This window comes from Lentzea sp. CA-135723, assembly GCF_050936595.1.
Classification (GTDB): Bacteria; Actinomycetota; Actinomycetes; order Mycobacteriales; family Pseudonocardiaceae; genus Lentzea.
The window spans coordinates 1-14,817 of record NZ_JBNJMK010000003.1; the positions used below are offsets into that span (position 1 = coordinate 1).

Annotated in this window: 16 protein-coding genes; all 16 read right to left on the minus strand. The window is 67.8% G+C overall.

The window, feature by feature from the left end; translation table 11 throughout:
* Positions 1 to 630 precede the first annotated feature (630 nt).
* The gene (locus ACQEU1_RS44800) at positions 631 to 801 is read right to left on the minus strand and encodes a hypothetical protein (RefSeq protein WP_433217127.1); all 171 of its coding nucleotides are present in this window, start codon (positions 799 to 801) and stop codon (positions 631 to 633) included.
* A 589-nt stretch (positions 802 to 1,390) separates the two neighbouring features.
* Positions 1,391 to 1,591 carry a hypothetical protein gene (locus ACQEU1_RS44805; RefSeq protein ID WP_433217130.1) on the minus strand — a complete coding sequence of 67 codons (201 nt, stop codon included), beginning with the start codon at positions 1,589 to 1,591 and terminating at the stop codon, positions 1,391 to 1,393.
* A gap of 517 nt (positions 1,592 to 2,108) precedes the next feature.
* Positions 2,109 to 3,146, minus strand: coding sequence for a hypothetical protein (locus ACQEU1_RS44810; protein WP_433217133.1), 1,038 nt, complete (start codon positions 3,144 to 3,146; stop codon positions 2,109 to 2,111).
* Positions 3,147 to 3,277: 131 nt separating this feature from the next.
* Positions 3,278 to 3,541 carry a hypothetical protein gene (locus ACQEU1_RS44815; RefSeq protein ID WP_433217136.1) on the minus strand — a complete coding sequence of 88 codons (264 nt, stop codon included), beginning with the start codon at positions 3,539 to 3,541 and terminating at the stop codon, positions 3,278 to 3,280.
* Positions 3,542 to 4,120: 579 nt separating this feature from the next.
* Positions 4,121 to 4,561, minus strand: a complete 441-nt coding sequence (locus tag ACQEU1_RS44820; protein ID WP_433217139.1) for a hypothetical protein — start codon at positions 4,559 to 4,561, stop codon at positions 4,121 to 4,123.
* A 986-nt stretch (positions 4,562 to 5,547) separates the two neighbouring features.
* Positions 5,548 to 5,793 carry a hypothetical protein gene (locus ACQEU1_RS44825; RefSeq protein ID WP_433217142.1) on the minus strand — a complete coding sequence of 82 codons (246 nt, stop codon included), beginning with the start codon at positions 5,791 to 5,793 and terminating at the stop codon, positions 5,548 to 5,550.
* An 82-nt stretch (positions 5,794 to 5,875) separates the two neighbouring features.
* Entirely contained in the window at positions 5,876 to 6,076 is a 201-nt protein-coding gene (locus ACQEU1_RS44830) for a hypothetical protein (protein WP_433217145.1), read from the minus strand.
* An 85-nt stretch (positions 6,077 to 6,161) separates the two neighbouring features.
* The gene (locus ACQEU1_RS44835) at positions 6,162 to 6,899 is read right to left on the minus strand and encodes a hypothetical protein (protein ID WP_433217148.1); all 738 of its coding nucleotides are present in this window, start codon (positions 6,897 to 6,899) and stop codon (positions 6,162 to 6,164) included.
* Entirely contained in the window at positions 6,896 to 8,518 is a 1,623-nt protein-coding gene (locus ACQEU1_RS44840) for a hypothetical protein (RefSeq protein ID WP_433217151.1), read from the minus strand. Before ACQEU1_RS44840 ends, ACQEU1_RS44835 begins: the two co-directional genes overlap by 4 nt.
* A 106-nt stretch (positions 8,519 to 8,624) precedes the next feature.
* Entirely contained in the window at positions 8,625 to 9,431 is an 807-nt protein-coding gene (locus tag ACQEU1_RS44845) for a hypothetical protein (protein ID WP_433217154.1), read from the minus strand.
* A gap of 106 nt (positions 9,432 to 9,537) precedes the next feature.
* Positions 9,538 to 9,984 carry a hypothetical protein gene (locus ACQEU1_RS44850; protein WP_433217157.1) on the minus strand — a complete coding sequence of 149 codons (447 nt, stop codon included), beginning with the start codon at positions 9,982 to 9,984 and terminating at the stop codon, positions 9,538 to 9,540.
* Positions 9,985 to 10,512: 528 nt separating this feature from the next.
* On the minus strand, positions 10,513 to 11,223 hold the full coding sequence (locus tag ACQEU1_RS44855) for a hypothetical protein (RefSeq protein ID WP_433217160.1): 711 nt from the start codon (positions 11,221 to 11,223) through the stop codon (positions 10,513 to 10,515).
* Positions 11,220 to 13,712 carry a WXG100 family type VII secretion target gene (locus ACQEU1_RS44860; protein WP_433217163.1) on the minus strand — a complete coding sequence of 831 codons (2,493 nt, stop codon included), beginning with the start codon at positions 13,710 to 13,712 and terminating at the stop codon, positions 11,220 to 11,222. Before ACQEU1_RS44860 ends, ACQEU1_RS44855 begins: the two co-directional genes overlap by 4 nt.
* On the minus strand, positions 13,709 to 14,086 hold the full coding sequence (locus tag ACQEU1_RS44865; RefSeq protein WP_433217166.1) for a hypothetical protein: 378 nt from the start codon (positions 14,084 to 14,086) through the stop codon (positions 13,709 to 13,711). Before ACQEU1_RS44865 ends, ACQEU1_RS44860 begins: the two co-directional genes overlap by 4 nt.
* A complete protein-coding gene (locus ACQEU1_RS44870; protein ID WP_433217169.1) occupies positions 14,083 to 14,430 on the minus strand; it encodes a hypothetical protein in 348 nt (115 codons plus the stop codon). The genes ACQEU1_RS44865 and ACQEU1_RS44870 overlap by 4 nt, the downstream gene beginning before the upstream one ends.
* Positions 14,427 to 14,816 (minus strand): SseB family protein, encoded by a 390-nt coding sequence (locus tag ACQEU1_RS44875; RefSeq protein WP_433217172.1) that lies wholly within the window; start codon positions 14,814 to 14,816, stop codon positions 14,427 to 14,429. The genes ACQEU1_RS44870 and ACQEU1_RS44875 overlap by 4 nt, the downstream gene beginning before the upstream one ends.
* Between the last annotated feature and the right edge of the window lies 1 nt (position 14,817).

Consider the following 14,817-nt stretch of genomic DNA (forward strand, 5'->3'; position numbering starts at 1 on the left):
GGTGTGTATGGGTTTCTGTTGTGCCGTACGGCTGTGGTCTTGGCTTTCCCTTGTGCTGCAAGGGTTCCCGCTCCAGGATGGTCGGAGGGGCGTACGTGGCCGGTTAGCGACGGTTCCACAGGTGCTCTGACCTGTGGTTAATCACGTCCCTACCGGTCTGGTGTTCAGCCCGTAGCGCTCTGACCTGCGGTTAGTCACGTCCTAAGGTGATCGGTGAAGCGCTGGGGACCGCACACGTCGGGAACCCCGTCCTGGAGGCCCCGTCACGGCCCCGGGCAAGGGCACGGCAGTACTCCCCCGCCGCGATGCTCCGCACCACTCCACGGGCAGCACAGAGGCCCTCGCGGCGCCATGCCGAAACCCCTGGGCGCCGTCCTCAGCCACCAGCCCGGACCAGGGAGACGCCGGCCAACCAGTACCCCCGCAAGCCCCTGACCAGCACAAATCACAGCCCCCCACCAGACCGGAGCCGAAAGGCCGGCCGGTCGAGGCGCCGGAGACCGAACCCGCGGACCACCATCCCGACGGCGAGCACGAACACGGCCAGCGAGCAGGCCGAGCGCGGGACCTAGGCAGCCGAGCTCGACGACGTCGACATCGGGCTCCCTCACCAACACAAGGACCAGCCCCTCACCCCACCACAAGCCCCCGACCAGCAGGAATCACAGCCCCTCGAAGACGAACACCGAACCGGACGATGTCGAGCAGCACGAGCTCGACGACATCGAGCCGGTCGAGCCGGTCGACAACGCCGAGCCGGTCGACAACGCCGAGCACCAGGCGCTGGACGAGGTCGAGCACGAGGACCAGGCCCCGCCCGTCAATCCATCCACAACACTCTGACCAGCGGGAATCACAGCCCCCACCAGACCGGAACCAAAGGCCAGCGCGAAGCCGAAACCGCAGACCCCCGCCCACGACGCCCAGCAGCACGGCACGACGCCCCAGCAGCACGTGCTGGACGACGTCGACGACGCGCGGTCGAGCGCGAGCAGGACGAGCCACCACCGGACCTGGAGCCCGAAAGGCCGGCCGGTCGAGGACACCGAGGACACCGAGGACACCGAGGACACCGAGGACCGTGCTCGACGTCGAGCACCAGCAGCACGAGGACCAAGCCCTGCCCGTCGACCCACCCACACAACCCTGACCAGCAAGAATCACAGCCCCCACCGGCCCGAAGCCGAAAGGCCAGCCGGTCGAGGCGCCCGAGAACGCCAGAGACCGAGCCGCGGACCCCCGCCCGACGCCGAGCACGAACGCGGTCGGCGAGCAGGCCGCGAGCGCGGGATCCAGGCAGCCGAGCTCGACGACGTCGAACAGCGGACTCCCCCACCAAGCACAAGGACCAGACCCTCACCCCCCACCACAAGCCCCCGACCAGCAGGAATCACAGCCCCCCGCCGGACCGGAACCGAAAGGCCGGCCCGAACCCGACACCGCAGACCCCGCCCAGGACCAAAGCGACCGAGCCGGACGACGTCGAGCAGCCCGTGCCGGACGACGTGGTCGACGTGCCGAACGACATGGTTGAGCACCAGGCGCTGGACGACGTGCCGAACGACGTGGTCGAGCACGAGCTCGACGACATCGAGCCGATCGAGCTGGACGACGTCGTCGAGCACCAGGCGCTGGACGACGTCGAGCACCAGGACCCAGGCCCTCCCCCGCCGACCCACCAACAAGCCCCCGAACAGCACAAATCACAACCCCCCGCCGGAACCGGGCGGACACCGACCGCAGACACCCCACGAGCTCGACCGCGCAGTCGAGCTCGAGCCGACGACATCCAACAGGCCAAGCACGACAAAGCAGCCGAGCAGGCCGGCGTCGAGCAGCAGGACGACGTCGAGCTCTTGGGCACCCTCGCTGTTCGGCTGGAAACGACGAGATGCCGGACGAGGCGAAGACCGAGACCACGAACAACACGAACCACATGCCGAACAGCACTCACTTGCCGGACGACGAGTTGCACAGCGCGAGCGCAAACAACTCGGTGTCGTCCTCGTGTGTCCGGTTGTCCGAGCACCTGGTTCGGGAAGGGCCACGACGTCCTCTCATGCCCTTCCCGAACCGCCAGTCACGACGTGCTACGCCCCAACTTGAAGTCAGCCCGTCGTTGGTGTCGTGCTCACGCTCGCTACAGCATGTCCGGCCTCGCACGTGCACGGCTGCTTGCGCTTCCGGTACCAGGCAACCGCTTCCTTGCCAAGCACGGTGGCCAACACCGCACCTGCCACGAACAGCCCCGCGTTCGAGTCGGCCATCGCGTTCGTCGTCAACAGTCGACGCAACATCACGTCGTACTGCGCCGGCGTCATCGGTGTCTTCTTCACCTGCATGGCGGCCTTCAGCCGCTCGATCGCCTCGTCGTCGGCACGATCGAGGCATACGAGGTCCGGGTCCGGCTGGAACTCCCTCAGCCTGGCCAGCAGTTCTTCCTGCTGCCGTGCGACCGCGCTCCGGCCCCCGCCATCACGCAGCTCCGCCCACAGCCGGACGACCCGGTCGACCTGGTGCGGTGGCAGGCCGCACGCGGTGGAGAAGAGCCTGATCTGCTCGACCCGCAGAGGCAGGCTCGTGCGGTCCTCCTTGACCAAGGCGTACGCCTGCGACCTCGGAAGGCCCGGTCCCGCGCGCTCTGCGAGCTTCGAGAATGACAAGCCGGACCGCTTCTGCACCATCCGCAGCAGTTCGAGGAACTCCTCCACGGTCGTGGCCTGCAGTTCGGAATCGCCCGTCTCCAGCACCGGCTCATGGAGCTTCACCGGCTTGTGGAGCACCACCTGCGTATTGGTTCCGATGGGGTAGGTAGAAGCCAGCTGCCGCGTCGAGCGCCCGATCCTGAGCACCGACCGCGTCATGTTCGTGAGTCGCGCCTCGGAAGCCTGCGGCTGCACGTCGGACAAGACCATGTCGTCGTTGCCGTTGCCCGTCGCGTGCTGGAACGCGGCGAACAACGCGCGCCTCGTCTTCAGAGAGACGTCGAGCATGAACAGTTGGGCGGTGTAGAACTCCCAGTCCTTGTCGCCGCGGACAAGGGCACGCCGTACGCGCTCCGGCATCGACTCGCCGGCCTCCGTGAAGGCGGCGTGCACGCGGTGGTCGAACACCTCGAACTGCGGCGGGCGGACGAACGGTGCCATCGTGCTTCCACAGTCCGAACAGAACGGTGACGACGACGGTGACATCGCCGTCACGACGTAGCAGGCCACGCACACCAGTGCAGGTTCTACGTGTCCATCCTGAACGCTGGGTGGCGTCGTCGTTGCGGCGCTCACGCCGGGCTCACGGTGAGCGACGCCGGGGCGAGGTCGAGTGCGCGGGCCAGGGCCGCCCGCCACCGGGGGCTCAGCCCCGTGGTCGTCGCGGCGATCAGCGTCAGCACGCCGGCCAGCACGAGCACGGCGTTGTGCTCGGTGACGCCCGTGCTCAGCAGCCAGGCCACGAACGCGAAGGACATCGCCGTCAGCGCCACGCGCGTGAGCGCGGAGGTGACGCAGGACGTGCGCGGCGCGCACGTGAGGTCGGTGGTCCCCATGGGGGCACCCCTTTTCGGTACGAATCGGAGTGGTTGCGCATCCCCTGTTCAGGGGATGCGCAACCACGCTGGTGAGGCAGCCGAGGCTTGTGTGGTTCACGGATGGAACCGGGGCCAAAGCTGGATCGGCGGCTGTGGGGAGTTCCCGCTCCCGTCGAGCCGCCACAGGTAACGACCTGATGACGGTAATCTTGGCACCCTCGGCCGGGGAGTGCCAAACCGCTCTTTTTTGGAGCTTGTGCACAATCGTTCGAGAACGTCTAGAACCGTCTAGAAACCGCTCGCGTGGTGTGATCTAGTTGACGCTCCATCCTGGGCTGGAGCAGCATAGTCCCAGGTGGAAGCCGTCTAGGGCCGTCTATCCAGCCGTAGTCGGCTTCGTCTTTTGCCAGCAAGCTAGCTACGCTGCTTATCGCTGGGGCGTCCTGAGCCGAACCACAAAGGGTAGGAACGGTAAGGACGGACCTAAACGAACTTCCCTGGGCACGCTGTGAGGCAGCCGAGCACGGGGATTAGACGGCTCCCTGTTCCCGCAGGGGGCCGTTGCTTTTCGCCGACGTTGTCGACGGTCGTCTCGCCCTAGGAGCTTTCCTCCCCTGCCACCTTCGTGAGCAGCTGCTTGGCGATGGCGTCGGCGGAGACCCATCGGTCCGGGCCCGGGGTTACCGGGTGGACCTGGTCGGGTTGTCCGAGATCGCCTTCGGTGTCGCCGGGGTAGAGGCGCACCGCCGGGTCTTCGGGGATGAGGGGCAGCAGCACCGAGGTGGCGCCGTGGGTGACGCGGACGGTCAGGTACCTGGTGCCGTCGGGCATCCCGGCAACGTGCCGGGCGTTCAGGACTTCGGCGGCGACTCCGGCCTGGGCCAGCAGCGCGGCGACCGCTTCGGCCAGTCCGTTGCTCGCGACGATCAGGTTCGCCTTGTGGGCGCTGTCGGTGACCTCACAGGTCCGGCCGGCCTTGTCCCAGAACTCCCGCGCGCCCGCTTCCCACTGCTGCGCGGTACGCGTCGATGACGCCATGACGTGCGTGTCCCTCCCTGGCCACCACATCGTCGAGTTCCCGTTCGGAGCGCAGGTCGGGCTCCGGGTAAACGGGAACCCCGGAACTCGGTCAACAGGTTTTCACGCCTGCCGTCCGACCTCCAGGGCCTTTTCGATGCCGAGAACAGTAGCAGCAGGAGGACGGGCGACAAAACGCACCCCCGTCGCAGGGGGGTGTTTCGGGAGGCGGCTCCTCGAATGCTTCCCCCAGTCGGGGGGCCGCCCGACATACCCAGGGATGCAGGCGGCGGTTCGAATCAAGACCGCTCGGTTCACCAAGTGGGCTTTGCAGGAGTTTGCGCAGGTCACCAACCAAGAGTCAGCTAGATTAGAACAGATAGATTGGCCGAGACTGACTCGATTACACTACATTAAATTGATTGCCCAACCGAGCAATAAGATAAGTCGCATTAGACTAACCACACACTTCTCGACTGCAAGTTCGAGACCTCAATTAGATGACATTCATGAATTAAACTCAATCTGTTGACCGGCGCACATGAGAAATAGGATCAGAAGGTTCTTACTGCTGACATGGGGCAGCCAGGCTCCAACCTGCAGGTTCAGGCTCGGGGAGGTGGCGTCGAGGTACCCCTGGTCGGGGTGGTGATCTTGCCGTCAGGTGGGTGACGCCTGGGGCATGTCCGTGCGCTCATGTCGCGCAGCTAGATCCACTCGCGTTTTACGTATACGGGCAAGGCTTCTACGGAGGCGGCGCCACGCCCGACCCGACCAGACGATTCAACTTCCAACACGCGCGAACCTTGCAACAACTCAAAGGCGTCGCCGATGAGCGTCTTGCCTGGAGCGGTACGCGACCCCCGCTTGCACACGGGGCGGTTGTCACGTCGCGCAGTCGTCGCGTTCGTGCGGGCAGGGCATGACGTCATCCGACCACGGCACGGCGCGCCGCGGGCTCGGGTCGGGCGATAACCCGGTTATCACCTGCTGGCCGTGAGGTCGTGTCACTGCTGGTTGTCGCGTGTTCGAGGGGCGAACGGGATGACGTCGGCGTTGCCGGTGTCGACGTCTGCGCAGGTGCATCGCGTGTTGGCGAGCATCGTGGCGACGAAGCCGAGCAGTTCGATGCCCGGCTCGCCAGCGAACTGCTCGATGAGGTCGGCGACACCAGCTTGGACCTCGGGGAGCGTGAACGGGCGGTTGTCGGGGCCGACATCGAGGTGCGGGCCGGGGTTCGAGGTGCTGTCCATCGTGGGGTTGTACCGGGAACGGCGGCATCGAGCACGGCCGCCACGCGGTGCTCGATGCCGCCGTTCCCCAAGGGGTCTTGGGTCAGGCCTTCATCGCGTTCTCGATGTCATTGTCGAGGCCGGCGACGAAGTGCTTGCGGTCGTTGGTGTTCATCGTCATGGCGGTCTGAGCGCCGAGGGTGGTCACGCGGGCTTTGGCGGCGGCCTTGTCTGCGGCCGGGGCGTTGCGCAGGGCGAGCAGGGCGGCGCGCAGTTCGGCGACGGTTTCTTGCGGGCTGGCCATGAGGTGTCCTCCGTTGCTGTGCTCGGGCCGGGAGGGCCGTCGCGCGGGGGTACTTCAGGGCCGGGGGGGACCGACGTGGCGCAGGTCAGGACAGGGTGATGCCGTTGGGGAAGTCGGTGATGTCGAGGGTGTCGGCGAGGTCGCCGTAGTCGGCCATGATCTGCGCGGTGAACTCGTCGGTGGCGCCGTCGAGGTCTCCGGCTTCGAGCAGGTCGGCCAGGACGTCGCCGTCGATGTCGGCGTCGTGGATGTCGCGGGTGCCGTCCGTTTCGCCGTCGTAGGCAACCGGAATGCTCGCGCCGATGGAGGCGCTGGTCTTGCCGCGCAGGGCTTGAGCGGCGAGTGCGGGACCGGCGGCTTGGGCGAGGGCCTCGGCCTGTGCGATGGCGTCGGCGATGGTGGCGGCGATCTGCTGTTCGGTGTCCAGCTCGCGCGCGGCCTGGGCGGACTCGAACTCGGCGTCGAGGTCCCGGCGGACCAGCAGGCGGGCCAGCTCGATCACGGCGGCGACGCGCGAGGCCGGCGGATGGGCACTGAGCCACCGGCGGGCGGTGCTGACCGCCTTGCCCTCGTGGGCGGCGACCCAGGGAGCGGCACCGCGGCCCTGGTGCTCGCGGATGACGTGCACGGCGTCGGGGTGGCTGTTGATCTGTGCGAGGGCCTCGGTGAGGGTGGCTTCGTAGGTGGCGATGGCGTGGGCGGCGCGGGCGTCGGCCACGGCGCGGATCTCGTCGGCCTCGGCCTGGGCGTCGGTGGTGGCGGCGGCGATGAGCCGTGCGGCTTCGGCTTGGGCGAGCTCGTCGACCAGGTCTTCGAACTTCACGCGGCGGCTCCCTGGTGGTGCTCGGCGGCCTGGAGTGCTTCGCGCCAGGTCTTCGGCCGACGTCGGCGGTAGGTGGTGAGCAGGTCTTCGGTGATCCGCACGGCGCGGCTGATCTTCCACATGCCGGGCCGGGTGCTGATCTCGATGGCGGTCAGGGGCGTAAGGGCGCCGGTAGCGTCGCGCAGGTAGGGCACCGTGACGCCATTGATGTCGGCCAAGGCGTCGGCGGTGATCCAGATGGAGTCGCGCAGGCCGCCGTGCACGGTCCAGCCTGCGGCAACGAGCTTGTCGAGGGCGCGCAGGGCGTTGGCGTTGGCCGTGGCGAGAAGCATGTCGAACCAGTCCGGGCGCAGCCATCCGGTCGGCTTGCGGGTGCGGGAGTCGACGTTGTAGGCCGGGGAGCGCAACAGCGCGATGAACTGGGAGTACAGCCGCTTCAGCAACAGCAGGGCGAGCTGCGCGGGGTGGTTCTCGGGTTGGCCGGCGGCGGCGGTCATCAGGGTGACCCGGCCCTCTTTCACGGTCTTGGCCCACCGGGCGCAGCGCTTGCCGTAGGCGGCCTGGGTCGTCGTCTTGCGGGTGCGCGGGTCGAGGACTTCGACGGTGTGCCACACGATCGCCTCGACCACGTCCAGGTCGACGTGGTGGTCTCGGGCGAGGTAGGTCGCGAGTGGGGTGGGCAGCGGGTCGCCAGGGGTCAGGCGGGCGAAGACCGCGCGGGCGTGCGGGGGCAGTCCGGACAGGTCTGGAGCCGAGCCGAGCACGAGGTAGCCGGGCAGCTTGACCAGGTCCAGCAGGTCCCAGTCGGCGAGTTGAGCGGCGTCCAGCTCGATCGGGTCGCCGTCGCCGAGCTGGGCGCTGGACATGGCGGCGAGGTACTGCGCGTTGACGTCGAGTTCGACGGCCAGGCGGCCGGGCTCGGGCGGGAGCTCCATGTCGAGCCAGCCGAACCGCAGCGACAGGTGCGCGGCCTTCGACAGCGCCCACACCCGCGAGTCGGAACTGATCGGCACGGGGCGGCTGATCTTGGGATAGCGGTCGGCCAGCCACATCGCGAGGCACATGGCGGTCCAGCCGGTCCAGGAGACGTAGCGCAGTGGGTCGCCCTCGACCTGCAACGCGTGGTGCCAGGCGCGCAGGCCTGCGGCCATCTCGTCGTCGGTGATCTCGGGTGCGGGGCGGTTCTCGCGCTTGGCCCGCAGGTCGAGTTCCGCGCGCACCGAGTCGGCGAAGGCGCGCTGTTCGTCGACCGCGCTGTGCCGGTCGCGGAAGCGCGCGGGCCTCGTGCCGCGCCGGGGTGCTCCCGCAGCTGCCGCAGCGGCGGCCGGGGGGACGTGCTGCTCGACCACGGCGGCCGGGGCCGACGTCGTCGCGTCGGGAGCCACGGGTGCGGGTGTGGTGCCTGCCTCCTTGGCCAGCCGTTCCTCGGTCTTGAGCGCGGCGCGTCCCACTGCGGAGACCTTGCGGAGCATGGACTCCTGGAGGTCGGCGGGGGCGAACGTCTGGACCAGGGCGTAGATGTCGCGCAGTACGCCGGTGTCGTTCTGGCCGGCCTCGCGAAGCACGGCGGTCAGCTCGCCGCGCGCGATCAGGTCGGCCCAGGTCTCGTCGTTGGTCATGACCGGCCTCGACCGGTGACCGTAGGATGGGCGGTGAAGGACATGTAGACCCCAATCTGTGTGTCCTGCCCCGGTCGGTGTGGCTGCACTGGCCGGGGTTTTGTTGTCAGGGCGTGTTCTGGACGGGCGCTGTGTCGCGCATCGCCGCGCCCTCACCGAAAAGGCGTTCAGCCGCGGTGAGCTTCGAGACGCGCAGCGCCGCTTCCCTGCGGATCAGGGAGTCTGCGGCCTCTTGGACTTCGTGGTTGCGCAACGTCAACTCGGCCGCGTCCTGCACCTGGCGGGGGTCCGGCTGGCTGGTGTGCCCGAGGTGCAGCGCGCCCGGGATGTCGGTGGCCAGCCGCGTCAGCAGCTCGGCCTGGCCGGTCGGCGCGACGTCGAGGCGTCCGAGCGCTTCGGCAACGCGGGCCGCCACGATCAGCCGGTGCAGCAGCGGCGACACGGGGCCGGTGATCCGCTGTTCCAGCGGCCACGTGCTCAGGGTGAGCAGGCCGCGCACCGGTCGCAGGTTGCCGTGGTGCAGGGTGGGCGTGACGTAGAACGCGCGGGCGTCCGGCGCGGCCTGCCAAGAGCGTTTTTCGTCGCGGATCAGGCTGGTTGCCGCGCCCAGCTCGACACCCCACACACCCTGGCACACCTGGTCGATCAGCCGCGGTGCGGCGGGCACAGTAAGCAGCGTGAGCACCTGGTGGACGCGGTCACGAAGGGCGGCGCCCGCTCCCCTGCCCGCAGAGGCCGGCGGCGTCAGGGGAAGGTCTTCGACCTGGACCAGCGCGTGCCAGGCCCGTTCCGCACGGACCAGCTCGGCACGCAGTGCGAACGCGTGGTTCGTCTGCTCGTCTGCGAGCGCGGCGCGGACCCGCGTACGCAGGTCTGCCATCTCCGCTTCGAGCACGTCCAGCGAGTTAGGCATGACCACACCCTACCAGTCTTCCAGTCAATGCCAGCATTCACCTTGATTTAGCGTGTCGCCGTCGCCAACCAAGCCCTGAACAGCAGGAGTCACATCCCCGGCAGGCTCACGGCGCGGGAGGAAGCTCGCTGGCCTCGTCGAGCGTGCGATCTGGCAGCAGGCCGCCGGGACCGCATAGAGGGCGCCCCCAGGCCCGGCAGATCTCGTCGGCGCGGACAAGCCACTCGCGCCTCGTGTTCACGCCTTCCATCGGCGCGCCCCAGATTTCGGCGTGCTCGTCGGCGCGCAGTGGCCTGTCCCAGTCGTCGACGCCGATCCGGCCAGGTTGGGGCGCGTACTCGAGTAACCGCAACGCCGCTTCGCGTGCTTCCGGGGTAGGGCTGGGCAGGTCGGGAAAGAGCGGCTCGGGCGCGAATATGGCGGCGATCCGGCGCTGCAATTCGTAGTCCTCCGGCTCCGAGGCCCTGACGTGCTGGCCGTAGCGTCCGCCTCGGCGAAGTTCGGCCTGAGCAGGGCGCGGGCGGACCGGGGGTTGCTGGGGCTGTTCAGGCATCAGCGGTTCCTTCTAGGTGTCGCTCCTACTGAAAGCAGCTCTGAGCATTGGGAATCACGGCCCTCGATCAGGCTCCGTACGGCGCGACGTGCGGCAACCGGGCGTTCTTGAGGACGTCTTCGTCAGGGCTCCGCGACAGGTTCCCAGATCGCGGAGCCGTGACGGATGCCCGCCTGGCTGATGGTGAGCTCCCAGGCGGGCATCCTTGCGGGCGCTCGACGGGCCCTCCGGGGATTCAGTTTTGGCGAACTGTGGCTCCCCTGCTCCGTCGTCGCGAAGTGCGTTCAGCTGCGGTGGGTGGCGCAGGGATCCGAACCTGGGGACGGCGGGTTTGGCTGGAGGTGCGGGTTCGCCTCGGCCGATCTGCGAGCTGCCACTGGGGCACCGCGCGGGGGCACCGACTCCAATGACTGACGGTGATCACGCGTCGAGCCGCCGACCGCGTTCCGGTTGACGTCCTGCGACTCCTGCCCTGGTGAGTTGCTCCTGGTTGCGTTGATCCCCAGGCGGCGGGTGCGCGGTTGATGGTCAGGCCTGGTGTGGTTCCGGCATGGCATCGGGCTGGCCTTCCTCGATCAGCTCTGTGAAGTAGAGGTTCTCCGCCCATAGTTCGGCGATCTTGTAAGCGGGCAGCATGAGTCCGGGAAAGCTGTTCGGGTTGAAGTAGATCTGCAACTTTTTGTCCCGGTCGTACTGCTCAATTGCTCGGGGCCGGGTGAGGATGTCCATCCCGGCTATTCGTGCCCAGTTCGAATGATTGGACGGCAGTCGCTGCTGCGAGGTGAAGAGATGAAGCATTGGGAGGCCGTTCTCGTTCTCGAATACCGCAAGCTCGTCTGGATTTTCCGGAAGAGCAGGAGCGAACAGCTCTACTTCAGGTACGGCGAGTGCCCGCACAAACGCGCCCAGGGGTGCGTAGCCTTCGACAAGCCGCCACACGTCCAGTTCGAACGCGTTGACGAAAGTGGCCCTGGCTGTCACCGGGTGCGGCTGGAACTTGTCGTTGATCCACTCTTCACCGGTGAACCGGCCGTTGTCCCCGACGACGCGGTAGCCGACGATGTAGTCCATGGTCAGCGGCGCTTCGTCGGGCTGGTTGGGGTCGCCGTAGATGAGCTGGCGCCCGGCGTAACGCGCGGCGCGTTCGAGCTCGTGATCATCGATCGGCGGCAGAGGGCTCGATGCAAGATAGTCGCCGATGTGCATTTCCGGCACCGCCGGTGACGCCTCCTCTGTCATGACGCAATTCCCCGCATTCGCATATGTTCTAGGAATTTGAAGTTTTTGTTGATCATCGGATCCGCGATCCTGGACTCTATCAGGTTATGGTTGGCGTCGAAGTGAGTTATACGTGGCCAGACTCGGTAGACGTTTTCGGACGACATGCCGATGGTGACGATTTCGCCTTCCTTGTGCCCGGATGACATGCCGAGATCGTGATAACTGGCGTTGACGTCGATGCCGCCACGCGAGTACGCCTCTTCCATGTACTGGATTCGGATGTAGGTCCCGTCGGGCTGCCGGATCGGCTGTGAGTGTTCGCCTGCCCAGCGCTCATTGCGCTGGATGGTGTGTTCGGGGCTGTTGCTCCACGAGACGTAGGCATCGCCGTCGGTGCCGCGGCCGGCGCCACCGACGTGGCCGCCGACGCCGAGGTTGGACGGGTCGCGTGGGACGAACATGTCCTCGCCGCGCAGGATCGGCGCCGGAGAGCGATCGTCCATGCGCCACAACGCGTTCTCCGGCGCGAGGAAGTCGTCGACGTCGCGGTAGACCACGGGCTGGCCGGGGCGGTCCAGGTAGATGTCCTTCGGGTCGATGATGTGCCGTGGGTCGACGTCGTTGCCGATCAGGGCGTCGTCGAGGAAGTGGGCCGGCGGGGTGCGGCTGTAGCCGGGGGGCAACTCGGCCTGGCCGGGCGTGAAGTTCGGGGTGTCAAGGCCTGCGTAGTCGGCCACCCTCGGCAGGTTGTTGTCCAGCTGGTGCCGGTTCTGGTCGATGATCTTCTGCAGGTATTCGTGGTCGATGTCCTTCGGTCGTGGTGGTGGCTCTGGGGCTTCGACGCGCTCGACGTAGTAGCCGTCGTTGGTGACCTCGCGGTGCAGGTTGATCCGCACGGCCTCGTCCACGGTCATGCCGGGGTGCTGCTGGGCGTAGTTGATCGCGGCCGCACGACGCTGAGCGGCGTCGGGTGACGGCATGTGGGAGTTGGTCGGCTTGGGTTGCGCGTCGCGGATCTTGGCGTTTTCCATGACCGCACGTGCGCGGCGCTGCCAGTCTTCGACGTCGAATTTCTGCGGCTGCGGGGCCGGCGGTGGTGCGACGGGTTCGGGGCGGCTGAGAGTCGGCGGCGGCTGGACCGGCGACTGCCACTCTGGTTGCCGGGGCGGTGACGGTGGTTGCTGGGGCCGGTGTCCGATCTGCGGAGGCTGGCGCACGGGCGGCTGCGGCGTCACGGGCACGCTGGAGACCGTGGTGGTGTCGGCCTTTCTCGACTCGGCCCAGGCCGCCAGATCGTCGATGCGGTTGCGGAGGTTGCCGCCGACGTCGCCGAGCGTTTTGCCGACCTGGTCGAACATGCCCGCGGAGTGGCTGTCGGCCTGATGCAGCGGCGTGGAGCGGCCGTCTGGAACGTGGCGGCCGACCGTGGAGGCGTCCTGGGCGACGTTGTCGCCGATCTTCGTGGCGTCACGGCCGAGGACGGAGCTGGCTTTGCGAACGCCTGCCTGGCCGAGGCCGTACAAGCCGGCGGTGGCGGTGTCGAGGGTGGCGTTGACCGTGGCCTTGGTGGCGGCACGGCCGGCGAGACCGGAACCGCCGGTCACGGCGCCCAGGGCGATGTCGGGCAGCAGCTTGCCCAAAGCCCTGGCGGGCGAGTCTTGCCACGTCTCGACGTCGAACACGGCTTTCGCCAGCTGTGTTGGGTTCTGGACGCCGTTCCACAGGCCGGTCGCGAGGGTGCTGACGTTGTCGAACATCGCCTGCGGGTGGCTGATGTTGTAGGGGTCGAGCGGGTTGAGCATGCGGGCGATCGAGCTGATGCCCTGCACGCCTTCCCAGACGCCTGTGGCGAGCTCGACCGCGCTGTTGGCGGATGAGTCGACGGTGTCGGAGATGATGGCGCCGAGGCGATCCCACCAGTCCGGCGTGGCCGGGGCCCGGGCGATCCAGTCGGAAATGACCCGTGCGCACGTGTATCCGGCCTCGGTGACGCGGGTTCGCGCGTCGCGCAGCATCTGCTCGGCCTGCTCGCGCCCTGCTTGCCCAGGATCGTTGAAGACCGGTGGTGGGCCGGGGTCTGGCACCGAGGTGAGGAGCTTGTTGTACTCGGTGACGCGCTTGTTGTGCTCGGTGATCGCCGTCTTGGTTGTGGCCTGGGCGCCTGTCCACATGAGCAGCGCGCGGCCGGCGGTGTCCTGCGCGGAGTCGAGCACGACGCCGTAGGTCGTGAGCGCGGTGGAGATCTCGCGCAACGCGGTGCCGGCGTCCCGCCATTGCTGGGGTTTTCCCTGGACGTGGGCACGGAAGTTGTCCGCGGCCGTTCCGGTCCAGCTGGAGGTCGTCACCGCGCGGAGCCCGTCGCCGGCGAGGGTCATCGCCTCCCCCAGTTCGGCCATCGCGGTGGCCGAACTGGTGATGTGCTTGCTGTCGCCGGAGATCAGGTCGGTGGCCTCGTCGGCGTCGTCGAGCTCCGCGACCTGGCCCGCGATGCCGTGGTAACTGCTCATCGGGGGGCCTCCGCTGGTGGGGTCTGCTGCCCCATCGGGTTGCTGAACGTCATGTGCGCCAGCGATTTCAGCTTGCTCGCGACGTCTTGTTCGACCCGTTCGTAGGTCGTTCGGGTGTCGGTGAGGGTCGTGACGACTTCCTCCGTGCCCGCGATCAGGCCGCGGACCCACCAGCGGAGCCGGTCGAGCATCTCGTCCAGGCCGTCGGTGATCGCCTGGTGGCCCGACTCGTCGACGTTGAGCTTCCACTGGATGACGGCCTGGCCGCTGTGTTCGTGCCCGTGGTAGCCCGCCTCGCGCAGCTCGCGGATCGTGTCGTTGATGCCCTTCTCTGTGGCCTTGAGCGCGTCGACGTCGACGCCGTAGCCGCTCATCGGGAACCTCGTGGATCCGTGTTGTGGAGTTCGGCGAGGTCGTCGGCCTGGGTCGGCCGCGCCTCGACCGTGGTGGTGTGCTGGCCGCGGGCTTGCTCGATGTCGGCGAGCAGGCGTGTTCCGGTGGCGATGAGCTCGTCCACGCTCTGGCTGGTCGCGAGGAACGCGGAACTGATCGGCAGGGTGGGCATGTCGGTGAGCAGCCCGGTCAGCAGGTCGTACTGGTCGGCGATCGAGACCAGGCCAGCGGTGACCAGTGCGGCCTCGGACTTCAGGTCGCCCAGGCGGGCGAGCCGCCCCGCCAGGATGGTCAGCCGCGGATCGATCGGCGGCCGCGCGGTCATGTCCGGATTCCGGGCAGTTGCAGGACCCACGCGTTGACGATCGGAGGGACCGGCGGCCAGGTGATCATGTGTGAGGTGTGCGGGTCCATGATCACGCCCAGGCCTTCAGGCAGCAGCGGCAGCAGCAGGTCGAGGACTTCGCTGCCCAGCAGCCTCATGTAGGTGTGCTCGGCGCCGACGACGCTGGTCAGCCGGGCGGTGGTGGTGAAGACCTGGAGCCACCGCCCGGCAGAGGGCACCTCGATGGTCGGGACGGCGGGCGGGTCGAGCTCGCGGCAGACGTACAGCGCCGTCGCGCGGAACGCGGCGAGCATGCGGTGGGCGTCCCCCGTGCCTTGGTAGTAGGCCTCAGCTTCATGAACGACGGCGGGTTCGGTGGTGGTCATC